General features: G+C 62.2%; 22 protein-coding genes. 8 read left to right on the forward strand and 14 right to left on the reverse strand.

What is annotated here, in order from left to right:
* The coding region (locus HU750_RS21875; protein WP_186679064.1) for an IS3 family transposase at positions 1 to 82 on the forward strand (82 nt) is incomplete at its 5' end.
* A 70-nt stretch (positions 83 to 152) separates the two neighbouring features.
* On the opposite strand, the gene nagZ is transcribed toward HU750_RS21875, so the two are convergent.
* Genes nagZ through HU750_RS21890 form a run of 3 tightly spaced genes read right to left on the reverse strand, consistent with a single transcriptional unit; the run spans position 153 to position 2,449 of the window.
* A complete protein-coding gene (gene nagZ / locus HU750_RS21880) occupies positions 153 to 1,151 on the reverse strand; it encodes a beta-N-acetylhexosaminidase (protein ID WP_172961393.1) in 999 nt (332 codons plus the stop codon).
* 22 nt (positions 1,152 to 1,173) lie between these two features.
* Entirely contained in the window at positions 1,174 to 1,698 is a 525-nt protein-coding gene (locus tag HU750_RS21885) for a L,D-transpeptidase (RefSeq protein ID WP_186682341.1), read from the reverse strand.
* 40 nt (positions 1,699 to 1,738) lie between these two features.
* On the reverse strand, positions 1,739 to 2,449 hold the full coding sequence (locus HU750_RS21890; RefSeq protein ID WP_027596622.1) for a TetR/AcrR family transcriptional regulator: 711 nt from the start codon (positions 2,447 to 2,449) through the stop codon (positions 1,739 to 1,741).
* Between the two features lie 206 nt (positions 2,450 to 2,655).
* Between HU750_RS21890 and lexA the strand changes: the two genes are divergently transcribed.
* Together lexA and sulA are read left to right on the forward strand one after the other, a co-directional pair.
* Positions 2,656 to 3,264: a transcriptional repressor LexA gene (gene lexA, locus HU750_RS21895; RefSeq protein WP_027596623.1), complete on the forward strand. Its 609-nt coding sequence runs from the start codon at positions 2,656 to 2,658 to the stop codon at positions 3,262 to 3,264.
* 13 nt (positions 3,265 to 3,277) lie between these two features.
* Positions 3,278 to 3,754: an SOS-induced cell division inhibitor SulA gene (sulA, locus tag HU750_RS21900; RefSeq protein ID WP_027596624.1), complete on the forward strand. Its 477-nt coding sequence runs from the start codon at positions 3,278 to 3,280 to the stop codon at positions 3,752 to 3,754.
* A 50-nt stretch (positions 3,755 to 3,804) separates the two neighbouring features.
* Here sulA and HU750_RS21905 read toward each other — a convergent pair whose 3' ends face one another.
* The 7 genes from HU750_RS21905 to HU750_RS21935 form a co-directional block, all read right to left on the reverse strand.
* Positions 3,805 to 4,038 carry a hypothetical protein gene (locus HU750_RS21905; RefSeq protein ID WP_004376430.1) on the reverse strand — a complete coding sequence of 78 codons (234 nt, stop codon included), beginning with the start codon at positions 4,036 to 4,038 and terminating at the stop codon, positions 3,805 to 3,807.
* Between the two features lie 50 nt (positions 4,039 to 4,088).
* A complete protein-coding gene (locus HU750_RS21910) occupies positions 4,089 to 4,604 on the reverse strand; it encodes a DUF6586 family protein (RefSeq protein ID WP_027596625.1) in 516 nt (171 codons plus the stop codon).
* Between the two features lie 221 nt (positions 4,605 to 4,825).
* Entirely contained in the window at positions 4,826 to 7,435 is a 2,610-nt protein-coding gene (gene topA / locus HU750_RS21915) for a type I DNA topoisomerase (RefSeq protein ID WP_186682343.1), read from the reverse strand.
* A gap of 100 nt (positions 7,436 to 7,535) precedes the next feature.
* Positions 7,536 to 7,787, reverse strand: a complete 252-nt coding sequence (locus HU750_RS21920) for a DUF1653 domain-containing protein (RefSeq protein WP_186682345.1) — start codon at positions 7,785 to 7,787, stop codon at positions 7,536 to 7,538.
* A 77-nt stretch (positions 7,788 to 7,864) separates the two neighbouring features.
* Complete coding sequence (gene fadA, locus HU750_RS21925; RefSeq protein ID WP_027596628.1) at positions 7,865 to 9,040, reverse strand: acetyl-CoA C-acyltransferase FadA; 1,176 nt, start codon at positions 9,038 to 9,040, stop codon at positions 7,865 to 7,867.
* Between the two features lie 21 nt (positions 9,041 to 9,061).
* Positions 9,062 to 11,209, reverse strand: a complete 2,148-nt coding sequence (gene fadB / locus HU750_RS21930; RefSeq protein ID WP_186682347.1) for a fatty acid oxidation complex subunit alpha FadB — start codon at positions 11,207 to 11,209, stop codon at positions 9,062 to 9,064.
* A 514-nt stretch (positions 11,210 to 11,723) separates the two neighbouring features.
* Positions 11,724 to 12,161: a hypothetical protein gene (locus HU750_RS21935; RefSeq protein ID WP_027596630.1), complete on the reverse strand. Its 438-nt coding sequence runs from the start codon at positions 12,159 to 12,161 to the stop codon at positions 11,724 to 11,726.
* A 110-nt stretch (positions 12,162 to 12,271) separates the two neighbouring features.
* Here HU750_RS21935 and HU750_RS21940 point away from each other — a divergent pair, with 110 nt between their 5' ends.
* Entirely contained in the window at positions 12,272 to 12,712 is a 441-nt protein-coding gene (locus HU750_RS21940) for a universal stress protein (protein ID WP_099453382.1), read from the forward strand.
* A gap of 128 nt (positions 12,713 to 12,840) precedes the next feature.
* Here HU750_RS21940 and HU750_RS21945 read toward each other — a convergent pair whose 3' ends face one another.
* Positions 12,841 to 14,769, reverse strand: a complete 1,929-nt coding sequence (locus HU750_RS21945; RefSeq protein ID WP_027596632.1) for an ATP-binding cassette domain-containing protein — start codon at positions 14,767 to 14,769, stop codon at positions 12,841 to 12,843.
* Between the two features lie 220 nt (positions 14,770 to 14,989).
* Here HU750_RS21945 and HU750_RS21950 point away from each other — a divergent pair, with 220 nt between their 5' ends.
* Positions 14,990 to 16,918 carry a transglycosylase SLT domain-containing protein gene (locus HU750_RS21950; RefSeq protein WP_186682348.1) on the forward strand — a complete coding sequence of 643 codons (1,929 nt, stop codon included), beginning with the start codon at positions 14,990 to 14,992 and terminating at the stop codon, positions 16,916 to 16,918.
* Positions 16,919 to 17,018: 100 nt separating this feature from the next.
* On the opposite strand, the gene HU750_RS21955 is transcribed toward HU750_RS21950, so the two are convergent.
* The gene (locus tag HU750_RS21955) at positions 17,019 to 17,819 is read right to left on the reverse strand and encodes an MOSC domain-containing protein (protein WP_186682350.1); all 801 of its coding nucleotides are present in this window, start codon (positions 17,817 to 17,819) and stop codon (positions 17,019 to 17,021) included.
* A gap of 55 nt (positions 17,820 to 17,874) precedes the next feature.
* Positions 17,875 to 18,810 carry a chemotaxis protein CheV gene (locus tag HU750_RS21960; protein ID WP_027596634.1) on the reverse strand — a complete coding sequence of 312 codons (936 nt, stop codon included), beginning with the start codon at positions 18,808 to 18,810 and terminating at the stop codon, positions 17,875 to 17,877.
* Between the two features lie 350 nt (positions 18,811 to 19,160).
* Between HU750_RS21960 and HU750_RS21965 the strand changes: the two genes are divergently transcribed.
* The 3 genes from HU750_RS21965 (at position 19,161) to HU750_RS21975 (ending at position 21,584) form a co-directional block, all read left to right on the forward strand.
* On the forward strand, positions 19,161 to 19,667 hold the full coding sequence (locus HU750_RS21965) for a histidine kinase (protein WP_085274207.1): 507 nt from the start codon (positions 19,161 to 19,163) through the stop codon (positions 19,665 to 19,667).
* Positions 19,668 to 20,038: 371 nt separating this feature from the next.
* A complete protein-coding gene (locus HU750_RS21970) occupies positions 20,039 to 20,935 on the forward strand; it encodes a sensor histidine kinase (RefSeq protein WP_085274206.1) in 897 nt (298 codons plus the stop codon).
* A complete protein-coding gene (locus HU750_RS21975; protein ID WP_099430045.1) occupies positions 20,925 to 21,584 on the forward strand; it encodes a response regulator in 660 nt (219 codons plus the stop codon). The genes HU750_RS21970 and HU750_RS21975 overlap by 11 nt, the downstream gene beginning before the upstream one ends.
* On the opposite strand, the gene yegS is transcribed toward HU750_RS21975, so the two are convergent.
* Positions 21,568 to 22,455: a lipid kinase YegS gene (gene yegS / locus HU750_RS21980; protein WP_186682352.1), complete on the reverse strand. Its 888-nt coding sequence runs from the start codon at positions 22,453 to 22,455 to the stop codon at positions 21,568 to 21,570. The genes HU750_RS21975 and yegS overlap by 17 nt on opposite strands.
* Positions 22,456 to 22,536: the final 81 nt, after the last annotated feature.

The raw sequence follows: 22,536 nt of genomic DNA on the forward strand, positions 1-22,536 counted from the left end.
TCATTACTACAACCATGACCGCATCAAGCTAAGGCTTAACGGCCTGAGCCCTGTTGATTACAGGGCTCAGGCTGCTAGCTGAAACTGTCCAACTTTCTGGGGGCAGTCCAGTCCTGTGGGAGCGGGCTTGCCCCGCGAAGAGGCCGGATCAGTCAATCGACCAGCTGCGCCTCGCGCAACGCCCCCAACGCCTCCAGCCAACGCGGCTGCTGGCGATAATCGGTGCGCGCAAAGCCCTGCCCCTGCATCCGTGCAATGCGCGGCGAAGGCTTGACCTTCAGCCGCTGCGCCGCACTCAATGCCAGCTCTGCCGCCGCCCGGTCGTTGCACACCAGGCCCATGTCGCAGCCAGCACTCAACGCTGCTTCGATGCGGTTGGCCGCATCCCCGACCACGTGCGCACCGGCCATGGACAGGTCGTCACTGAAAATCACCCCGTCAAAGCCCAGCTCACCTCGCAGGATGTCCTGCAACCAACGCCGCGAGAAGCCGGCCGGCTGGTTATCGACCTGCGGGTAGATCACGTGGGCCGGCATCACCGCTGCCAGCTGGCCGCTGAGCCGGGTGAAGGGCACCAGGTCCGCCTGACGCAACTGTTCAAGGCTGCGCTCGTCCGTGGGAATGGCCACGTGCGAGTCAGCCTCGGCCCAGCCGTGCCCCGGGAAGTGCTTGCCGCAGGCCGCCATACCCGCAGCGTTCATGCCGCGAATGAAGGCCGCCGCCAGCTGCGTGGCGCGCTGTGGGTCACCCTCGAAGGCGCGGCTGCCGACCACCGCACTGCGCTGGTGGTCCAGGTCGAGCACGGGGGCGAAGCTCAGGTCCAGGCCTACCGCCAGCACCTCGGTGGCCATCAACCATCCGCACTGCTCCGCCAGGTAATCGGCGTTGTCGTTGTCGGCCAATGCACGCATGGCCGGCAGGCGCACGAAGCCTTGGCGCAGCCGCTGCACACGCCCGCCCTCTTGGTCGACGGCCAGGATCAAGTCCGGGCGAATCGCGCGAATGGACGCGCACAGTTCGCGCACCTGGCGCGGGCTGTCGATATTGCGGGCAAAGATGATCAAGCCGGCCACTTCAGGTTGGCGCAGCAGGTGACGGTCTTCGGCGGTCAGCCATTTACCGGCGATGTCCACCATCAAGGAGCCTTGCAGGCTGACGGTCATGGGAAATCCTTCATTGAAGACTTAAAGAAGCCCACTGGGGGCAAGCCGCCTCTTCGATGCGCACCCGGCAATGGGCCGGCACGCGGTCGAACAGGCCAAGCAAATCGGTGTTGTGCAGGCGTATGCAGCCATGGGACAGCGGCACGCCCAAAGGTTCGGTCTCAGGTGTGCCATGCAAGTAGATATAGCGGCGGAACGTGTCGACGGCGCCGAGGCGGTTGACGCCCGGCTCGCAGCCGCTGAGCCAGAGTATGCGGGTGAGGACCCAGTCCCGCCCGGGAAACCGCGCCTGCAGCTCAGGCGACCAGACCTCACCGGTCCAGCGCCGCCCACGCAACACTGCGTTCAGCGGCAGGCCCGCGCCAATCTTCGCCCGTACCTGATGCAGGCCACGCGGCGTGCAGCCCGAACCCTTGCGCTCGCCGGCGCCGTTACGCGCCGTGGACACCGCCAGGCGCAGGCACAAGCGGCCCTGGGCGAACCCATAGAGGCATTGGTCGGCAAGGGAGATGTGCAATAGATCGAGATCGGGCATGGGCGCTAGCTTAGCCGAAGCGCCCTGCCCCGCCCAGCCTTCAGGCCTTGGCGGTGGCTGTGCTGCTGGTCTTGCTGCGCGGGCGCAGTTGGGCGGCTGCCATGGCTTCGTCGGTGACCCCGCTGTCGGCACGCATGCCTGCTGCCAGGAACGGCACCATCAGGCGCATGACCTGTTCGATCGAGGTATTGATGCCAAAATCGGTTTCGGCGATGGCGCGCAACGCCTTGATGCCGGACATGCTGAACGCTGCGGCGCCGAGCATGAAGTGCACGCGCCAGAACAGCTCCAGCGGCGGAACCCGTGGCGCGGCTTCGTTGACCAGCAGCATGTAGCGGCGGAACACCTTGCCGTACATGTCTTCCAGGTAACGCCGCAGGTGCCCCTGGCTCTGGCTGAAAGCCAGCCCCAGCAGGCGCATGAAGATAGACAGGTCATTGTTGCTGCGCGGCTGCACGGCCAGGGCCTGCTCGACGAGCATTTCGAGCAGCTCCTCGAGGCTGGGCTTTTGCTCCGGGCGCGCCTGGCGACGCTCGAGTTCACGTTCGAGGCTGGCACAGAAAGGGCCGAGGAAACGCGAGAAGACCGCCTGGATAAGGGCCTTTTTGGAACCGAAGTGGTAGTTGACCGCCGCCAGGTTCACCCCGGCCTTGCTGGTGATCAACCGCAACGAGGTTTCAGCGAAGCCTCTTTCCGCGAACAGCTGCTCGGCAGCATCGAGAATGCGTTCAACGGTTTCCGATTGGGCCATGATTATTCCGCCAGACAAACAGGTGTTTGAAACATACGTTTCAGGCCTGCGTCTGTCAAGGCTCGGTGACTGGGTGGTCGCCATTTAAAAACGCCAATCATCGCGCTGCAAGCGCCATTCTCGCTGTTTCTTCGTACAGGGTGCTTGCAGCTCATCCAGTACTGTATATAATCCCAGTCACTGTATAAAAAGACAGAGCGCTCACCATGTTGAAACTGACGCCACGCCAAGCTGAAATTCTCGCGTTCATCAAACGTTGCCTTGAAGACAACGGCTTTCCACCGACACGCGCTGAAATCGCTCAGGAGCTGGGCTTCAAATCGCCCAACGCCGCCGAAGAGCACCTGAAGGCCCTTGCTCGCAAAGGCGCCATCGAGATGACCCCCGGCGCATCCCGCGGCATCCGTATCCCCGGGTTCGAGGCCAAGGCCGACGAAAGCGGCCTGCCGATCATCGGCCGGGTCGCAGCGGGCGCACCGATCCTCGCTGAGCAGCACATCGAGCAATCCTGCAACATCAACCCTGCCTTCTTCCACCCTCGCGCCGACTATCTGCTCCGCGTGCACGGCATGAGCATGAAGGATGTCGGCATCTTCGACGGTGACCTGCTGGCAGTGCACACCTGCCGCGAAGCCCGCAATGGCCAGATCGTCGTCGCCCGCATCGGTGACGAAGTGACCGTCAAGCGCTTCAAGCGCGAAGGCACCAAGGTCTGGCTGGTTGCCGAAAACCCCGAATTCGCCCCCATCGAAGTCGACCTGAAAGAACAGGAGCTGGTGATCGAGGGCTTGAGCGTCGGCGTCATACGCCGCTGATCCAGGAGGCGCCATGCAGCAGTTCATTCACGCACCCGAGCAAGCCCAGTTGCCATTGTTCGAAGCATTCCTTGCCCAGCCCATTCTGCCGGGCCTGAAGGCCAGCGAGCAGACGCGCAAGAGCAGCCACCCCGAGCTGTTCAGCGAGCTGTCACTGCGCGGCGCTGCCGAGCATTGCCAGAGCCTGTTGGCCCCGGTCCTGCGCGAACTGAGCGAAGAGGAAGACGCCCGCTGGCTGACCCTGATCGCCCCACCCTCGAGCTTGACCCAGGCCTGGTTGCGCGATGCTGGCCTCAACCGCGAACGCATCCTGCTGCTGCACCCTCGTGGCAATCAGAGCCCGCTGCAACTAACCTGCGAAGCGCTGCGCCTTGGCCGCAGCCACACCGTGGTCAGCTGGCTTGGCAGCGTCAATGCCAGTGCGCGTCAACTGCTGCTGCGCTCAGCCAGCACCGGAAACGCACAAAGCCTGAACATCCGCCTCGGCTGATGTTCAGGCTTTGCCTGTTACTTCAAAAGCACTGATACCAAGCAACGCGATCAATGCAGAACGCGAGGACCTTCGTCGCGTTCGAGCTCGCCATCCATCAGGCGACCGGCCATCTGCACGCCGACACTGAGCATGGCCTTGGCCACTTCTACATGCTGACCCTGCAGGAACGCCTTGGCGTCTTCCGAGAAATCCAGGGTTACCAGAGAGCCCTCATCCTCCGCACGACGCAGTTCGATCCGGCCATCAGGCAACTCGACAATTTCCAGAAAAGACGTAGACATAAAAGGCTGTTCTCCACGAAAGGCCAACATTGTATCAGCCGCAGCGGCTATCAGCACTCACTCAACGCGTCACGGAAACGTCTCACCAAGCTTTTAAGGTTGCTGCGCCAGCTTTCCAGCTCTTCACGCGACAGCGCAGGCTGCTCGGGCTCATCGAGATTGACGGCCTGAATCAGCGGCTGGGTGACATCGGTTTTAGGCGTTTTTTTCGCGACCGGTGGTCGGAACAAATCGGCATAAGCACTCAGCATTTGCGCCAGCCAGGTTTCACGCTGACGGGCCAATTCCAGCAGCTCGGCCACCTCGGGGATAGCGATGCCATTCAGCGCATCGCCTTCAAGCAGTTGCTCGACACTCGACGCCGTTGGTAGGCGGTAGTAGCCACCAATTTCATGGCACAGGCCCAGAAGCGCGCCGTACAAGTGGAACAGCGCCGATTCGCGTTCGGCCTGGACCAAGCCCTGAGCGTTCATGGCCTGGCCCTGTTCGGCTTTGGCCATGGACTCGAGCGCGAGCCCGGCGAAGAACAGTTTCTGGTTGGTGCGGGTGTAGAGTTCCTGGGCCATCTCGAGTGACCTCCCTAAAGGCTGGTAAGCGATTAGGATCAGTTTCAGGGATGGCCTGGCTGGCCGCAAGCTGAATGTCGCATAAACAACTGGGGCCGCTTTGCGCCCCATCGCCGTCAAGCAGGCTCCTACAGGGGGAGCGCCACCGTTGAAATGGCGCTGCACCTGTGGGAGCCGGCTTGCCGGCGATGGGGCGCAAAGCGGCCCCCGTTCAACGCCAATCAGCGCTTGTCTTCAACCTTCCACGTGTTGCCGTCGTAGAACGCCTTCCACCCCGTCGGCTTGCCATCGACCTCGGACTGCACGTACTGCTCCTTGGTCTTGCGGCTGTAGCGAATCACCGCTGGGCGGCCTTCCGGGTCCTTCTGCGGGGCATCGCAGAGGAAGTGGTACTTCGGATCGATCTCATGCTTGTGCGGGACGATCTCCAGCACCAGCGGCGCACGGGTCTCGCGGTTTTTCGGGAACTGGCTGGCCGCCAGGAACAACCCCGAAGCACCGTCGCGCAACACATAGGTGTCATCGACCTTCTCGCACTTCAGCTCTGGCATTTCCACCTTGTCCATCTTTGGTGGCGCCGCCTCACCGCTTTTGAGCAGCTTGCGGGTGTTCTTGCAGGCAGGGTTGGTGCAACCGAAGAACTTGCCGAAACGGCCAGTCTTGAGCTGCATCTCGCTGCCACACTTGTCGCACTCCAGGCTCGGCCCTTCGTAGCCCTTGATGCGGTAGCTGCCCTCTTCGATCTCGTAGCCCGCACAATCCGGGTTGTTACCACAGATGTGCAGCTTGTGCTTCTCGTCCAGCAGGTAGGCGTCCATCGCCGTGGCGCAGATCGGGCAACGGTGCTTGCCCAACAGCACGCGGGATTCCGATTCACCCTCGTCATCCGCGGCAATCTCGTCACCTGGCACCAGGTTGACGGTTGCCTTGCAACGCTCCTTGGGCGGCAGGCTGTAGCCCGAGCAACCGAGGAACACGCCGGTGGAGGCGGTGCGAATCATCATCGGGCGGCCACATTCCTTGCACGGAATGTTGGTCATGGTCGGCTGGTTGGCACGCATGCCGTTTTCGGCCGACTCGGCCGTCTGCAGCTTTTTGCTGAAGTCGCCGTAGAACTCGTCGAGCACGTTCTTCCAGTCACGCTCGCCCTGGGCCACGTCGTCGAGGTTCTCTTCCATGCCGGCGGTGAAGCCGTAGTCCATCAGATTGGAGAAGCTCTCGGACAGGCGCTCGGTGACGATGTCGCCCATCTTCTCGGAATAGAAGCGGCGGTTGTGCAACGTCACATAGCCACGGTCCTGGATGGTCGAGATGATCGCCGCGTAGGTCGACGGGCGACCGATGCCGCGCTTTTCCATTTCCTTGACCAGGCTGGCTTCAGTGAAGCGCGCTGGCGGCTTGGTGAAGTGCTGGCTCGGGTCGATCTGGATCAGCTTGAGCGCTTCACCCTGGACCATTTCCGGCAGCACATCGTCTTCGCCAGGCTTGCTCTGTTGCGGCAGCACGCGGGTGTAACCGTCGAACTTGAGGATACGGCCCTTGGCACGCAGCTCGAAGTCGCCAGCCGCCACCGTGACGCTGGTGGACAGGTACTGCGCCGGCGGCATCTGGCAGGCGAGGAACTGGCGCCAGATCAGCTCGTACAGGCGCTCTGCATCGCGCTCCATGCCGCTGAGCTTGGTCGGATGGGTGTTGACGTCAGAAGGACGAATCGCTTCGTGCGCCTCCTGGGCGCCTTCCTTGCTGCCATACACCAGCGGGTTTTCCGGCAGGTACTGCTTGCCGAACTCGCGCTCGATGTAGCTGCGCGCCATGTCCAGGGCATCGGCCGACAGGTTGGTGGAGTCGGTACGCATGTAGGTGATGTAACCCGCTTCGTACAGACGCTGGGCCATCATCATGGTTTTCTTCACGCCAAAGCCCAGGCGGTTGCTCGCGGCCTGCTGCAAGGTGGACGTGATGAACGGCGCCGAAGGCTTGCTGCTGGTCGGGCGGTCTTCACGCTTGACCACGCTGTAGCTGGAAGCCTTGAGCTTCTCCAGCGCTGCCATGGCCTGTGTTTCGTTAAGCGGCTTGAAGGCCTCGCCTTTCTCGCGCGCCACTTCGAAACGCACTTTGGCGTTCTTGGCGGTGCCCAAATCGGCGTGGATCTCCCAGTACTCTTCGGGGATGAAGGCACGGATCTCGCGCTCGCGCTCGACCACCAGCTTCACCGCGACCGACTGTACACGGCCTGCAGACAGGCCACGGGCGATCTTGGCCCACAGCAGTGGCGAAACCATGTAGCCCACCACGCGATCGAGGAAGCGCCGCGCCTGCTGGGCGTTGACGCGGTCGATGTCCAGCTCGCCCGGTTGCGAGAAGGCCTCTTGAATGGCCTTCTTGGTAATTTCGTTGAACACCACGCGCTTGTAGCGGGTGTCGTCACCACCGATGGCTTCGCGCAGGTGCCATGCAATGGCCTCCCCTTCGCGGTCCAAGTCGGTTGCGAGGTAGATGGTGTCAGCATCCTTGGCCAGGCGGCGCAGCTCTTCGATCACCTTTTCCTTGCCAGGCAGGATCTCGTACTTGGCCTTCCAGCCGTGGTCGGGGTCGACACCCATGCGCGCCACCAACTGGCGGCGTGCCTTTTCTTTCGGCGAAAGGGCCGGCGCCTCACCCGCAGCCTTACCACGCTTGGCGGCCGGCTCTTTGCTAGCGCTGGCCGAACCGCTGGTGGGGAGGTCTCGGATATGGCCGATACTCGACTTCACCACGTACTGGTTGCCCAGGTACTTGTTGATGGTCTTGGCCTTGGCCGGGGATTCCACAATGACCAGCGATTTGCCCATGGATCGGAGTATTCCTGAATCTGAAGATGAAAAACGCGTCAGGTGCCAGACGCGGCACCGCTATATATAGTGGCAAAACAGTGAGGTCAAGCGCGGTCGATCACTCGTGCGACTTGGTCAGCAGCCCAGGCAACCCTTCTTCGGCCTTGACCAAAGCAAAGCGTGGCACCTGCTCGCCGTCAACCTCGACGGACTCCTGGAACATCGAAAGAGGCCGTACCCAGAACCCGTATTCACCATACAGGCATTGGTAGAAGACCATCCACTCTTCAGTTTCGGAGTGCTGCGCAACACTGAAGACACGGTACTCAGGCCCCTTGTAGTGCCGGTATACGCCTGGCTGTATCTGCATGTCGCTCACCCTTTTTAATAAAACCTGTAAAAAACAAAACCGGGGCACAAGGCCCCGGCTGCTGTCCCGCGACGCGATCAGACGCGTTCGAAGACAGTGGTGATGCCCTGGCCGAGGCCGACGCACATGGTCGCCACCCCCAGAGTACCGCCATTCTGCTTCATGACGTTGAGCAGGGTGCCGGAAATACGTGCACCCGAGCAACCGAACGGGTGGCCCAAAGCAATGGCGCCGCCGTGCAGGTTAACCTTCTCATCCATCTTGTCGAGCACTTTCAAGTCTTTCAACACAGGCAAGGCTTGTGCGGCGAAGGCTTCGTTGAGCTCGATGAAGTCGATATCGGCCATGCTCAGGCCGGCACGCTTGAGGGCTTTCTGGGTCGATGGCACCGGGCCGTAGCCCATGATTGCCGGGTCGACACCGGCCACGGCCATGGCGCGAATCACCGCCAATGGCTGGATGCCCAGGTCCATGGCGCGCTGGCCAGACATGACGATCATGCACGAAGCACCGTCGGTGATCTGTGACGAAGTACCCGCGGTGACGGTGCCACCTTTCGGGTTGAACGCAGGCTTCAGCGAGGCCAGCCCTTCGAGGGTGGTTTCCGGGCGAATGGTCTCGTCAAAATCGAAGACCTTCAGGAAGCCATTCTCGTCATAGCCCTGCATCGGGATGATCTCGTCCTTGAACTTGCCTTCGACCGTCGCCTTGTGAGCGAGCTGGTGCGAACGCAGGCCAAAGAGATCCTGCTGTTCACGGCTGATACCGTGCATTTTGCCGAGCATCTCTGCAGTCAGGCCCATCATCCCGGAAGCCTTGGCAGCATGCAAGGACAGGTGCGGGTTAGGGTCGACGCCATGCATCATGCTGACGTGGCCCATGTGCTCGACGCCGCCAACCACGAATACATCGCCGTTGCCGGTCATGATCGCCTGGGCGGCGGTGTGCAGCGCACTCATCGACGAGCCGCACAGGCGGCTGACGGTCTGCGCCGCCGAGGTGTGCGGGATCGGTGTCATCAGCGACGCCATGCGGGCAATGTTCCAGCCCTGCTCCAGGGTCTGGTTGACGCAGCCCCAGATCACGTCCTCGACTTCTTTTGGGTCGACCTTGCCGTTGCGTTCCAGCAGTTTGGTGATCAGGTGCGCAGACATGTCTTCGGCGCGGGTGTTGCGGTGCATGCCACCCTTGGAGCGGCCCATTGGCGTGCGACCGAAGTCGACAATCACCACGTCTCTTGGATTCAGGCTCATATCAAATCTCTCGCTCTACGCTCAGTTGAAGAAGCGCTGGCCATTTTTGGCCATTTCGCGCAGCTTCGCGGTCGGGTGGTACAGCGGCCCCAGGTCAGCGTACTGATCGGCCAGGGCGACGAATTCGGCGACACCGATCGCGTCGATGTAGCGCAATGCACCGCCACGGAAGGGAGGGAAACCAATGCCGTAGACCAGGCCCATGTCGGCTTCGGCGGCGGTTTCGACGATGCCGTCTTCCAGGCAACGCACGGTCTCCAGGCACAGCGGGACCATCATCCAGTTGATGATGTCTTCGTCAGTGACTTCACGCTGCTCGAACACGATCGGCTTGAGCACGTCGAGCACGGCGGGGTCGAACACCTTCTTCGGCTTGCCACGCTTGTCGGTCTCGTAGGCGTAGAAGCCCTTGCCGTTCTTCTGGCCCAGGCGGTTGGCCTCGTACAGGGCGTCTACCGCCGAACGGCGCTCGTCCTTCATGCGGTCCGGGAAGCCTTCGGCCATCACGTCGCGGCCATGGTGGCCGGTGTCGATGCCGACCACGTCCATCAGGTAGGCGGGGCCCATGGGCCAGCCGAACTTCTCCATGACCTTGTCGATGCGCACGAAGTCGACGCCAGCGCTGACCAGCTTGGCGAAACCGCCGAAGTACGGGAACAGCACGCGGTTGACCAGGAAGCCCGGGCAGTCGTTGACCACGATCGGGTTCTTGCCCATTTTCTTGGCATACGCCACGGTGGTGGCAACCGCCACTTCACTGGACTTCTCGCCGCGAATGACTTCGACCAGCGGCATCATGTGCACCGGGTTGAAGAAGTGCATGCCGACGAAGTTTTCTGGGCGCTTGAGCGCTTTGGCCAGCAGGTTGATGGAGATGGTCGAGGTGTTGGAGGCGAGGATGGCATCCTCTTTCACCTGGCCTTCGACTTCTGCCAACACGGCTTGCTTGACCTTCGGGTTCTCGACCACGGCCTCGACGACGATGTCGACGTGGGCGAAATCGCCGTAGGACAGGGTCGGGCGGATGGCGTTGAGTGCTTCAGCCATCTTGGCGGGGGTCAGGCGGCCTTTTTCAACGCGATTGCCCAGCAGCTTGGAGGCTTCGTTAAGGCCCAGTTGAATGGCGTCTTCGCGGATGTCCTTCATCAGGATCGGCGTGCCCTTGACCGCCGACTGGTAGGCGATGCCGCCACCCATGATGCCAGCGCCGAGCACGGCAGCCTGCTTCACGTCACGGGCGATTTCGTCATGGGCCTTGGCCTTGCGCTTGAGCTCCTGGTCGTTCAGGAACAAGCCGATCAGGCTCTGGGCAACCGACGTCTTGGCCAGCTTGGCAAAGCCTGCGGCTTCGATTTCCAGGGCCTTGTCACGGCCGAAGTTGGCGGCCTTCTGAATGGTCTTGATGGCTTCGACCGGCGCAGGGTAGTTCGGCCCAGCCTGGCCTGCGACAAAGCCTTTGGCCGTCTCGAACGCCATCATCTGCTCGATGGCATTGAGCTTGAGCTTTTCCAGTTTCGGCTGGCGCTTGGCCTTGTAGTCCAGCTCGCCGCTGATGGCGCGCTTGATCAGGTCCAGGGCACCGGCTTGCAGCAGCTCAGGGGCGACCACGGCGTCGACGGCACCGACCTTGAGGGCGTCTTCGGCACGGTTTTCCTTGCCGGCGGCAATCCACTCGACCGCGTTGTCCGAACCGATCAGTCGCGGCAGGCGCACGGTACCGCCGAAGCCTGGGTAGATGCCCAGTTTGACTTCAGGCAGGCCAATCTTGGCAGTGCTGGCCATGACCCGGTAATCGGCCGCCAGGCACATTTCCAGGCCACCGCCCAGGGCGATGCCATTGATGGCGGCAACGGTTGGCACTTCGAGGTCTTCGAAGGCATTGAAGATGCGGTTGGCTTCCAGGCTGCCAGCTACCAGCTCGGCCTCGGGCAGCTTGAAGTTGTCGACGAACTCGGTGATGTCGGCGCCGACGATGAACACGTCCTTGCCGCTGCTGACGATTACGCCCTTGACCGAAGCGTCGGCCTTGATGTCATCGACCGCTTCGCGAAGCTCGTTCAGGGTCAGGCGATTGAATTTGTTGACGGACTCACCCTTGAGATCGAACTTGAGTTCGACGATGCCACTTTCAAGAGCCTTAACCGTGATGGCTTTACCTTCGTAAATCATCAACTGATCTCCACGATATGGAAGCTAACTGTACACGCCGGTCGCTGCTGCATCAGGCAGGCCATGCCGCCCTGCCCCAGGCACACCCGTCAGCGCGCTAGTCGGGACTATGAACGAGCCGTGTGACATACAAACGCTCAATTCATACGCCCGTTTGATTTGGGTGTGCACACATTCTCCGAAAAGATCAGCGTTGTCAAATGCTCACGCACTGAGTGAAAACGCGACTTTCCGGTCATTTTGTAGGGTCTGGGTACAAAGCATGACGTCAGTGATCGCTGCACATTCATGTCAGCAATTGACCATGGGAAAACAGGCCCGTGCCTGCCAGGGGAAGATTTTTTTCAGCAGATCGCTGGCAGCCGACTACACTGCCAATGGCTTCAAGCATTCCCGGCCTGCCTGGCCTTTTCTGCGCAGCAGAACGCAAAGCGGCGACTTGGCACCCCACCCCTTCAGGGGCTCTGCCAAGCCGCCGCTTTGTCGTTTAACGCGCTTTTTAATTGGCGAGGGGTCAGGCGAGGGTTTCGAGGACGTGCGCAATATCCTGCAATACAGATTTATCGCCCCGCTCGGTCCAGTACAAAGCGATCATACGGGGGTCGGCCTCAACCTTGTAGACACTGGCCGGCAAGCGCGCAAAGGCCTCGGCAAGGCGCGGATCCTCACACGGCTCGCGCCATTGGTTCCACCACACGCCTGGCGTGACCTGCCAGTAGCAGAAGCTGTCCTCGCGCCCCTTGCGCCGCCCACGGTGGTACTGCGGGCAGGGGCTTGGCGGCTCCTTTTCCAGCCAATGTGGCCATTGCTGAGGCGCCAGCTGCATGGCCAGGCCCATGCGACGCGCTTCCAGGCGCAGGTTCATCTGCTCGCCCTGCTTACGCGACGTGCGCAACCAGGAAAGCGGGCTGAGAATCAGTGCAAGGATTGACACCACCAGCAATACCGTCATATCAGTAGACCCCATAAAGCGTTGCAAATGAGCTGGTTAGCCATTTTTCACGGAAGACCCGCCCGAAAGCGACCATACTTCTTCTATCGCGATTGTCAGGAGTACCGCTCATGCAATACGAACATTTGTTGGTCGCCGTCGACCTGACCGAAGAATGCGACCCGGTGATCAAGCGCGCCATGAAGCTCGCGGAACCCTCAGGCGCCAAGGTATCCCTGGTACACATCGTCGAACCGATGGCCATGGCATTTGGCGGCGACGTGCCCATGGACCTCTCACAGCTGCAACAGCAGCAGTTCGATCAGGCCAAAGAGCGAATGGAGCGCTTGTTCAACAAATACCCGGACATCAACCGCGGCGATTCCCACCTGACCTACGGCCAGCCCCGCCAGGAAATCCACCAACTGGCCAAGGACCAGAAGTGCGACCTGATCGTGGTCGGCAGCCATGGCCGACATGGCCTGGCTTTGCTGCTGGGCTCCACCGCCAACGACGTGCTGCATGGCGCGCCATGCGACGTGCTAGCGGTGCGGCTACAGAAGAAGGAATGATTTAACCTGTACTGGCCTCTTCGCGGGGCAAGCCCGCTCCCACAGGTACGCCACAGGCCTTGAGGTATGTGGCGATCCTGTGGGAGCGGGCTTGCCCCGCGAAGGGGCCGGCTCAGGTTAACCGCTGATCAGCCTTCCAGCTCAGCCCAGCGCTCTACCAGCACATCCAGCTCGCCTTGCAGCTTCTCGATCTGCGCCAGCACCGCCGAAGTCTCGGCGATTGGCCGCTGATAGAAGCCCGCCGCATTCACTTCTTCCTGCGCCTCAGCCATGCGCTGTTCGATCGCATCGATCTGCCCAGGCAACATCTCCAGCTCACGCTGCAGTTTGTAGCTGAGTTTCTTCTTCGAGGCGTCGGCCACGGCTGCCGCTGGCGCCGGTGCGGCTTGCACGTCCTGCTTCTCCACTACCGCGCTGTTGAGCTCGGACTTGCCGCCCTTGCTTTCGGTCACGCCCAGCAGCTTGGGCGAGCCGCCCTGACGGATCCAGTCCTCATAGCCACCGACATACTCGCGCACCTTGCCCTCGCCTTCGAACACCAGGGTGCTGGTGACGACGTTGTCGAGGAAGGCCCGGTCGTGGCTGACCATCAGCACGGTGCCCTTGTAGTTGGACAGCACCTCTTCGAGCAGCTCGAGGGTTTCCACATCGAGGTCGTTGGTCGGTTCGTCGAGCACCAGCAGGTTGGCCGGCTTGCTGAACAGCTTGGCCAACAGCAGGCGCGCACGCTCGCCACCCGACAGCGCCTTGACGGGCGTACGGGCACGCTGGGGGCTGAACAGGAAGTCGCCCAGGTAGCTGAGCACGTGGCGGTTCTGGCCATCGATCTCGATGAAATCGCGGCCTTCGGCCAGGTTGTCGATCACGGTCTTTTCCAGATCGAGCTGATGGCGCATCTGGTCGAAGTAGGCCACTTCCAGCTTGGTGCCACGCTCGACCTTGCCCGAGATAGGCTCCAGGTCACCGAGCATCATCTTGAGCAAGGTGGTCTTGCCGGTACCGTTGGCACCCAGCAGGCCGATACGGTCCTGACGCTGCAGGACCATGGAGAAGTCCTTGACCAGCATCGGGCCGTCGGCATGGGCGAAGCTGATATTTTCCAGCACCATGACCTGCTTGCCGGACTTGTCCGCCGCCTCGATCTGGATGTTCGCCTTGCCCTGACGCTCACGGCGCTCGCCGCGCTCGACGCGCAAGGCCTTGAGGGCACGTACGCGCCCTTCGTTACGGGTACGCCGGGCCTTGATGCCCTGGCGGATCCACACTTCTTCCTGGGCCAGGCGCTTGTCGAACAGCGCGTTGGCGGTTTCCTCGGCGGCCAGCGCCGCTTCTTTGTGCACCAGGAAGCTGGCGTAATCACCGTTCCAGTCGATCAGCCCACCGCGGTCCAGTTCGAGGATGCGAGTGGCCAGGTTCTGCAGGAAGGACCGGTCGTGGGTGATGAACAGTACCGCGCCATTGAACCCGCGCAGCGCCTCTTCAAGCCAGGCGATCGCACCGATGTCCAAGTGGTTGGTCGGCTCGTCGAGCAGCAGCAGGTCAGGCTCCGACACCAGCGCCTGGGCCAACAGCACGCGGCGGCGCCAGCCACCGGACAGCTCGGCCAGGGTCTTGTCGGCAGGCAGTTGCAGACGGCTCAGGGTGCTTTCGACCACCTGCTGCAGGCGCCAGCCGTCACGGGCTTCGAGCTCGTGCTGAACGTGCATGAGTTTTTCCAGGTCTTCGTCGCCCTGGATGTTCTGGCTCAGGTGATGGAACTCGGCCAGCAACGCGCCAACGCCATCGAGGCCCTCGGCCACCACATCGAACACGCTGCGCTCGTCGGCCAGCGGCAATTCCTGCGGCAGCTCGCCGATCTTCAGGCCCGGAGCGCGCCAGATCTCGCCGTCGTCGCCCTTCTGCTCGCCTTTGACCAGGCGCAGCATGCTCGACTTGCCGGTGCCGTTGCGGCCGATGATGCACACCCGCTCGCCACGAGCGATCTGCCAGGACACTTTGTCCAGCAGCGGCATGGCGCCGAATGCGAGGGACACATCGCTGAATTTGAGCAGGGTCATGTTGGTCTCCATAAATCGGGCGCGCATTCTACCTGACTTGGGCCCCCACGGCATTAAGTTGACCACCCGGTGAGGGCTTTACGACATCTGGTCGAACATAATGTCTTGATACAAGCGCTGTGCTTTCATCTGCCGCCGGCAAACGGCTAAGCTAAGGCATAGCTTCCAACAGTGCTGGCTTCGCCGTCACTTCCCCATGGTTCAACTGCCCGGACGTATCATGCGCAGCCGCCTGTTACAGATTGCATCCTGCTTGCTGCTTACCGCCGCCACCGCCAGCGCGGCGCAGGCCCTCGACCTCACTCAACAGCGCCAGTACTACGACGAGGCCAAGCGCGCCCTGGCCAAGGGCGACAAAGGCCCGTACCTGCGCTATGCCCAGCAATTGCGTGATTACCCGCTGACGCCCTACCTGACCTACGACGAGCTGACCGCACGCCTGAAGAGCGCGAGCAACGAAGAAATCGAAGGGTTCCTGGCCAAACACGGCGACCTGCCCCAGGCCAACTGGATGAAACTGCGCTGGTTGCGCTGGCTGGCCGAGCGCGGCGAATGGAACACCTTCGTCAAGTACTACGACCCCAAGCTCAATTTCACCGAACTGGACTGCCTCAACGGCCAGTACCAGCTCAGCCACGGCCTGCGCGCCGAAGGCTATGCCACGGCCGATAAACTGTGGAATGTCGGCAAGTCGCAACCGGCGGCCTGTGACACACTGTTCGGCATGTGGGCCGCCGAGGGCCAGTTGACCGAGGCCAAGCGCTGGAACCGCACCAAGCTGGCGGCCCAGGCGCGCAACTACGGCCTGGCCAACAACCTGGTCAAAACCCTGACCACCCTCGGCCCGCAAGGGCGCCTGCTGATCGATGTGGCACAGAAGCCCGAGCTGCTCAACCAGCCGTCGCGCTTCACCCCGGTCAACGAGGCCATGTCCGACGTGGTCAGCCTCGGCTTGCGCCGACTGGCCCGGCAGAACCCGGAGCGGGCAATGGCCCTGCTCGACGACTATGCCCAGCGCATGCACTTCTCCCGCGACGAGAAGGTGGCCATCGCCCGCGAGATCGGCCTGACCCTGGCGCGCCGCTACGACCCACGCGCGCTCGACCTGATGACCCGCTACGACCCCGAGCTGCGCGACAACACCGTCAGCGAATGGCGCCTGCGCCTGTTGCTGCGCCTGGGCCGCTGGGAAGATGCCTACGAGCTGACCAAGCGCCTGCCCCAGGACCTGGCCAGCAGCAACCGCTGGAAGTACTGGCAGGCACGCAGCCTCGAACTGGCCCAACCGAACAACCCGCAGATTCCACTGCTGTACAAGACCGTGGCGCGCGAGCGTGACTTCTATGGTTTCCTCGCTGCCGACCGTGCACAAACCCCCTACCAGCTGAACAACAAGCCCCTGGTGCTGAGCCAGCAGTTGGTCACTAAGGTGCGCAATACCCCGGGCATTCAACGTGCACTGGAATTCCATGCCCGCGGGCAGATCGTCGAAGGGCGCCGCGAGTGGTACCACGTCAGCCGCCACTTCACCCGTGACGAGATGGTCGCGCAGGCACGCCTGGCCTATGAACTGCGCTGGTACTTCCCGGCCATTCGGACCATCAGCCAGGCCCAGTACTGGGATGACCTGGACATCCGCTTCCCGATGGCCCACCGCGACACCCTGGTGCGCGAGGCCAAGGTCCGCGGCCTGCATTCAAGCTGGGTGTTCGCCATTACCCGTCAGGAAAGTGCCTTCATGGAGGATGCGCGCTCCAGCGTGGGCGCCAGCGGCTTGATGCAGCTGATGCCGGCCACCGCCAAGGAAACCGCGCGCAAGTTCAGCATCCCGCTGGCCTCGCCGGCGCAGGTGTTCAACCCCGACAAGAACATTCAGCTGGGGGCCGCGTACCTGAGCCAGGTGCACAGCCAATTCAATGGCAACCGGGTACTCGCTTCGGCGGCCTATAACGCCGGCCCCGGGCGGGTACGCCAGTGGCTCAAGGGCGCTAAACACCTGAGCTTCGATGTGTGGGTGGAATCGATCCCGTTCGACGAGACGCGCCAGTACGTACAGAACGTGCTGTCGTATTCGGTGATCTACGGGCAGAAGCTCAACTCGCCGCAGCCGCTGGTGGATTGGCACGAGCGCTACTTCGACGATATGTAAGCTACCCCTTGTAGGAGCAGCCTTGCGCTGCGAAGAGGCCGGTAAAAACACCCTGGATCTTCGGTGTTGTTACCGGCCTCTTCGCAGCGCAAGGCTGCTCCTACAGGACTTCGACCTTCATCCCCACTTCCAGCACGCCACTGCCATCCGCCGCCAGGTTCTGCCCGAACAACACATCCCCTTCTCTCTCGCGGAACGTTTTGAGCGTGGTCATGGGCTCGCGGTCCGGGCTGCGTTCGCCGGTCCGTGGATCGATGGTGGTGAAAATGCACCGCACGCTGGGCTTGAGCACGCGAAACTCGAGGGTGCCGATACGAACCCGCTTCCAGCCGTCCTCGGCGAACGGCTCTGCGCCTTGTACCACCAGGTTGGGCCTGAACCGTAGCATCTCCATGGGCCGGCCAACGCGCCGACTGAGCTCGTCCAACGACCCCTGGCCGATCAACAGCAGCGGAAAACCATCCGGAAACGCCGCACGGTCACTGTTCAAGCCATAACCATTGGGCAGGTAACGCGCCCGTTGCTCCGGGCAATACACCAGCCGCACGTCCTTGCCCAGCAACGCCGACAGCCAGTGCGCCGCAACCTCGCCAGCATCGGGCACCCGCAGGGTGTCGCGCCAGATAGTCACGCCCCGCAAGTCATCGTCGGTAAGCGGTACAGGCACCCGCAATGGCACCTGCCCTGGGGCCTCCAGCAGCAACTGCCCAGCATCGTCATCGCTCGCCCTGAGCTGGCCGAGCTGTGGCCAGGCACGCTGGGTGAGGAAGCGGCCATTTTCCGCCTCCACCACCATCCAGCGACGGTCACCCAACAACCCCAACTGGCCGACCGGCGAAGCCTGCAAGCTTTGCGCCTGCCCCGACTTCACCGGGTATCGATACAACTCACTCAGAAACATCCCTGCCGCCTCGCGTCATTCGAAACGCCAAGCTTATACCCGGCAGGGCCAGGGATCACGCAGTAGCCGTATCCAGCAGCAGGCGCTGCTTGACCACCTCGACCAGGCGATCCGGCTGGAACTTGGACAAGAAGTTATCGCAGCCCACCTTCTTGACCATGGATTCGTTGAAACTGCCCGACAACGAGGTGTGCAGCACCACGTAGAGCTGACGCAAGCGGGCATCGCTACGGATCTCGGTGGTCAACCGGTAACCGTCCATCTCCGGCATTTCGGCGTCGGTGAACACCATCAGCAGCTTCTCGCACACATTCTCACCGGCGTCAGCCCAGCTTTTGAGCAGGCGCAGCGCCTTCAAGCCATCACTGGCCACGTGCAGCTTCATGCCCAGTTGCGACAGGGTGTCACGCAGCTGTGCCAAGGCAACGCTGGAATCGTCCACCAGCAATACTTCACGGCCTCTGGCGCGGGCCAGCACGGGGTCGGCAAGCCGTTCGCCGGAGACCTTGGCGTTGTACGGGACGATTTCTGCCAGGACCTTCTCCACATCAATCACTTCGACCAGTTTCTCGTCGACCTTGGTGATGGCGGTCAGGTAGTGCTGGCGCCCGGCACTGGTCGGCGGCGGCATGATCGCTTCCCAGTTCATGTTGACGATGCGGTCAACGCCCCCCACCAGGAAGGCCTGCACCGAGCGGTTGTATTCCGTGACGATGATAGTGCTGTCCGGCCCGGGTTGCAGGGGCCGCATGCCGATCGCCTGGGACAGGTCGATCACCGGCAGGGTCTGCCCACGCAGGTTGACCACGCCGCAGACAAAGGCATGGCGCTGCGGCATCAGGGTCAGCTTGGGCAGTTGGAGCACTTCCTGCACCTTGAACACGTTGATCGCGAAGAGCTGCCGACCTGCCAGGCGGAACATCAGAATTTCCAGGCGGTTCTCGCCCACCAATTGCGTGCGTTGGTCTACTGTGTCGAGAATGCCGGCCATTGGAAACCCCCAGGCTTGAGTCGAAAAAGTGTATTCATCCACCCTGTATCGGCGGGTTCACGCGCACCTTGACCCTTGCGGGAAAATGCCGAGAAGGTAATTGATATCACTTTACCATCATGCTTTACTGCGGGCACATCGAGGCAGGCCAGTGCCCGTTAGCACCTTGTTGCACCCTGGCCTCCCATCAGGGAAACCCTTAGATGCAATCGGGTGCAACCTGATGTTCGCGATATCCATTAGCCATTAATGTGACGCCATTCTCATTGCATGAATGGAGTCAGGCTTTTGTTCGCTATCGTATCGCCGTGCCCGCCCCTTGCCCGCGCCCAACGCGCCCGAGCGTCCTGATGGACAGTGCCTTATCGTTTGAAGGTGCGTTGCAAGACTTTCTGCTGGATGCGCAAGTCTTGCTGAGCCAGTCCCAGGAATGCCTGCAGCACCTGGAACTGATCGACAACGACGCAGACGCCTGCGGTTGCCTGAACACCGCCCTCGACACGCTCGCGAGGCGCGCCACCCGGCTGGACCTGCTCGAAGTTGCCCACTACGCCACCGTTCTGCAGCAATTGCTCGCACCGGCCTGCCAGCAGCAGCGCCTGCAACGTGAAGCCCTGCCCGCAACCGACGCTTGCCTGACCCTGCTGGCCTGGCAACTCGAGCTGATCGACCCGCGCACCGGGCAGCTGAACCTGGATACCGGCGAACAAATCACATTGCTCAATGAACTGGCCAGCGTGCTCGATCAACCATTACCGCAAGCCTGTGCCGCCTGCGATGAGCGCGGCAGCCACTGCACTCACCCGCATACAGCCACAACAGCCGCCCAAGGCACGCACCCCCGCGTTTCACAATAACTAACAAAAGAGCAACTAAGGGCGTTGTTGGCCAAACTTGGAAGTTTCGCCAACTGTCGCCAGGACTGCGCGCGTGATTATTGCCCTAGTTACACTCGGCATGATTGACAGACGAATAGTGGCTGGCACTTTGCTATTGACTCGAGTCGGACGAACGTGCCGAAACAGCCCGTAAACATGAGGTTTCAAAGCATTGCCCAACAGCGACCAACGCCGTGTGAAGTGTTACCATGCTCGCCAGCGACCGCCTTCAGCCGGCATCAAGGCTGATTGAGGACGTGCCCCGCAAAACATATAAAGTACTGCGCCAAAGCCTCTGCTAAGACTTGTGCAAGGCCTCCATCAGCAATACTTCAGTGGCTTTTCTATCTATGCTCCCACGCTTGAAGACTCTTCTGCGCTGCTGCTCCCGCACTGCCCTGCTGCGCTGGATGACGATCGTGCTGTGCGTGGCCTCCATGGTCGCCAACCTGCTGCTGTACATGGCCGGCCAAGCGATACCGGCCAGCCTGTTGATGCTGCAGGTCGCGGCGATGCTTGGCGTTGGCCTGCACGTGGGCCTGGGGGCCGGGTCGATCCGCCTGCACCCGGCAGAACTGGCCAAGCGCATGCTGATGGTGCAGGAAAGCGAGCGCCAGCACCTGGGCCGCGAACTGCATGACGACATCGGGCAACTGCTCACCGCAGCCAAGCTTCAGTTGCAATGGCTGCAACGGCGTATGCCCGATGAGTTGCACAGCCACTGCGACACCCTGCGCACCACGCTCGACAACGCGCTGAGCAACGTGCGCGATGTCTGTGCCCTGCTCAACCCTCGGCAACTGGCCAGCCTGGGCCTTGAGGCCAGCCTGCGTGCGCACCTGCTGCGCACGCTGGAAAAAACCGATGTGCACTGGAGCCTGGTCTGCAATCAACGCCTGGGCGGCATTGACGAAGCCGTCGCCATGGCGGTGTTTCGCATCACCCAGGAAGCCGTGACCAACATGCTGCGCCATGCCCAGGCGCGCAATCTGTCGATCCGCCTGCAACGCAGCCCCGCAGGGCTTGCCTTGATCATTCAGGACGATGGCCGCGGCTTTGTCCCCGCCAGGCACCCGGCCGAAGCAGGGCAACGCGGTTTGGCCGGCATGCAGGAACGGGTGACGGCCTTACAGGGGCGTCTCGACATCACCAGCCAGCTTGGCGTGGGCACGCAGATCGAAGCGCTGTTCCCGTGGCCGCCACGCACCCAGGAACGCGCCAGGAGCTTTACCGCCCATGACCTGTAGACTGCTGTTGGTGGACGACCACTCGCTGATCCGCGCCGGGGTCCGCGCACTGGTCTCCGACATCCCGGGCTACTGCGTGGCCGGTGAAGCCGATGACGGCAACCAGCTGCTTGAGCACGTGCGCAACCTGGCACCCGACATCGTCCTGCTGGACATTTCCATGCGCTCGACCAGCGGCCTCGATGCCCTGACACAGCTGCGCGCCAGCGGCAGCACCTGTAAGGTACTGATCCTGTCGATGCACACCGACCCGGACCTGATCATGCGTGCCCTGGAAAGCGGCGCCCATGGCTACCTGCTCAAAGACACCAGCGCGACCGAGCTGGAGCAGGCCTTGTGTGCCCTGCGCAACGGCGAGCGCTACCTCAGCCCGGCGATCGCCCACACCGTCATCAACCAGGCGCTGCTGCATACCCAGCACCGCAAGCAACCGAACCGCGACCGCCACAACCTGACCGCACGCCAGCTGGAAATCCTGCGCCTGATCGTGCGCGGCAAATCCACCCGGGAAATCGCCAGTGGCCTGGGGCTCTCGATCAAGACTGTGGAAACCCACCGTTCGCAAATCATGAAACGCCTGCAGATTCACGATGTGGCGGGCCTGGTGCTGTACGCGGTACGCGAAAAAATCATCAGCCTGGACGACTGAGCAACGGCGAGTCGACCGGCAAGTGCACCTGCAACGCGGCGGGCTTTGCCTCGAAGCGCAGGCTGTCGACCTGCAGCGGCTCACCGTCTAGGTTGATGTCCAGCCCCTGCGAGCTCTTGATCTCCACCCAGGGCAGCCTGGCCCGGACAAACAACCCATCCCCGGCCAGCAGGTCGCGCAACGCCCCCACCACTTCCTGCGGCGCTGGCAGTATGGCGACATCCAGCAGGCCATCGTCTGCCAGCGCCTCCGGGCACAGTGCCTGCCCACCGCCGGCCTGCCGGCCATTGCCAATGCCCAGCGCCAGCAGATCACCCTGCCAATGGAAGTCGGGGCCCTGTAGTTCCACTGAGGCCGCCTGCAACTCGCTGAAGCGCGACAGCCCCGTGAACAGGTAGGCCGCAGCCCCCAGGACCTTTTTCAGGTCCTCCGAGGTGTTGGCCGTAACCTGGCTGCCGAAGCCGCCGGTGGCCATGTTGAGGAACAGGTGATCACCGACCTGGCCCAAGTCGATAGGCCGCGCCGGGGTATTCAGCAATGCCAGTGCGGCATCCGGCTCCAGTGGCACGCCCGCAGCCTTGGCGAAATCATTGGCGGTGCCCAAAGGCAACAGCGCCAGGCTGGCCTGGGCCGCTGCCAAGCCCATGGCTTCAGCGACATCGCGCAACGTACCATCGCCGCCGCCCGCGACAATATGGGTGTAACCAGCGGCCAGCGCCTCGCCCACCAGGCGCTGAGCGTCCCCGGCTTCCCAGGTGACCCGCACATCCAGCACCCAGCCGCTCTCGCGCATCGCCAGCACGGCACTGCGCAGCGCTTCGTTCATCGCCTGCTTGCCGTGCAGGATCAACATTGCCTTGCGCCCTTGCATCGCGCTTCTCCATGAAAAAATAGCTAACCCAGATCTCGACCACCGGCACACACCGATCGTTGCATGCCCCGCACAATAACA

Source organism: Pseudomonas sp. SWRI50, from assembly GCF_014269095.1.
Classification (GTDB): Bacteria; Pseudomonadota; Gammaproteobacteria; order Pseudomonadales; family Pseudomonadaceae; genus Aquipseudomonas; species Aquipseudomonas kermanshahensis.

Excerpts from the sequence above, each read along its gene's own strand:
- HU750_RS21960 (WP_027596634.1), bottom strand. The coding sequence starts at position 18,810 with ATGGCCGGCATTCTCGACACAGTAGACCAACGCACGCAATTGGTGGGC.
- HU750_RS21935 (WP_027596630.1), bottom strand. The coding sequence starts at position 12,161 with ATGACGGTATTGCTGGTGGTGTCAATCCTTGCACTGATTCTCAGCCCG.
- HU750_RS21970 (WP_085274206.1), top strand. The coding sequence starts at position 20,039 with ATGCTCCCACGCTTGAAGACTCTTCTGCGCTGCTGCTCCCGCACTGCC.
- sulA (WP_027596624.1), top strand. The coding sequence starts at position 3,278 with ATGCAGCAGTTCATTCACGCACCCGAGCAAGCCCAGTTGCCATTGTTC.
- lexA (WP_027596623.1), top strand. The coding sequence starts at position 2,656 with ATGTTGAAACTGACGCCACGCCAAGCTGAAATTCTCGCGTTCATCAAA.
- HU750_RS21965 (WP_085274207.1), top strand. The coding sequence starts at position 19,161 with ATGGACAGTGCCTTATCGTTTGAAGGTGCGTTGCAAGACTTTCTGCTG.
- fadB (WP_186682347.1), bottom strand. The coding sequence starts at position 11,209 with ATGATTTACGAAGGTAAAGCCATCACGGTTAAGGCTCTTGAAAGTGGC.
- HU750_RS21940 (WP_099453382.1), top strand. The coding sequence starts at position 12,272 with ATGCAATACGAACATTTGTTGGTCGCCGTCGACCTGACCGAAGAATGC.
- fadA (WP_027596628.1), bottom strand. The coding sequence starts at position 9,040 with ATGAGCCTGAATCCAAGAGACGTGGTGATTGTCGACTTCGGTCGCACG.
- HU750_RS21945 (WP_027596632.1), bottom strand. The coding sequence starts at position 14,769 with ATGACCCTGCTCAAATTCAGCGATGTGTCCCTCGCATTCGGCGCCATG.
- topA (WP_186682343.1), bottom strand. The coding sequence starts at position 7,435 with ATGGGCAAATCGCTGGTCATTGTGGAATCCCCGGCCAAGGCCAAGACC.
- HU750_RS21910 (WP_027596625.1), bottom strand. The coding sequence starts at position 4,604 with ATGGCCCAGGAACTCTACACCCGCACCAACCAGAAACTGTTCTTCGCC.
- HU750_RS21955 (WP_186682350.1), bottom strand. The coding sequence starts at position 17,819 with ATGTTTCTGAGTGAGTTGTATCGATACCCGGTGAAGTCGGGGCAGGCG.
- HU750_RS21905 (WP_004376430.1), bottom strand. The coding sequence starts at position 4,038 with ATGTCTACGTCTTTTCTGGAAATTGTCGAGTTGCCTGATGGCCGGATC.
- HU750_RS21950 (WP_186682348.1), top strand. The coding sequence starts at position 14,990 with ATGCGCAGCCGCCTGTTACAGATTGCATCCTGCTTGCTGCTTACCGCC.
- HU750_RS21975 (WP_099430045.1), top strand. The coding sequence starts at position 20,925 with ATGACCTGTAGACTGCTGTTGGTGGACGACCACTCGCTGATCCGCGCC.
- yegS (WP_186682352.1), bottom strand. The coding sequence starts at position 22,455 with ATGCAAGGGCGCAAGGCAATGTTGATCCTGCACGGCAAGCAGGCGATG.
- HU750_RS21920 (WP_186682345.1), bottom strand. The coding sequence starts at position 7,787 with ATGCAGATACAGCCAGGCGTATACCGGCACTACAAGGGGCCTGAGTAC.
- HU750_RS21885 (WP_186682341.1), bottom strand. The coding sequence starts at position 1,698 with ATGCCCGATCTCGATCTATTGCACATCTCCCTTGCCGACCAATGCCTC.
- HU750_RS21890 (WP_027596622.1), bottom strand. The coding sequence starts at position 2,449 with ATGGCCCAATCGGAAACCGTTGAACGCATTCTCGATGCTGCCGAGCAG.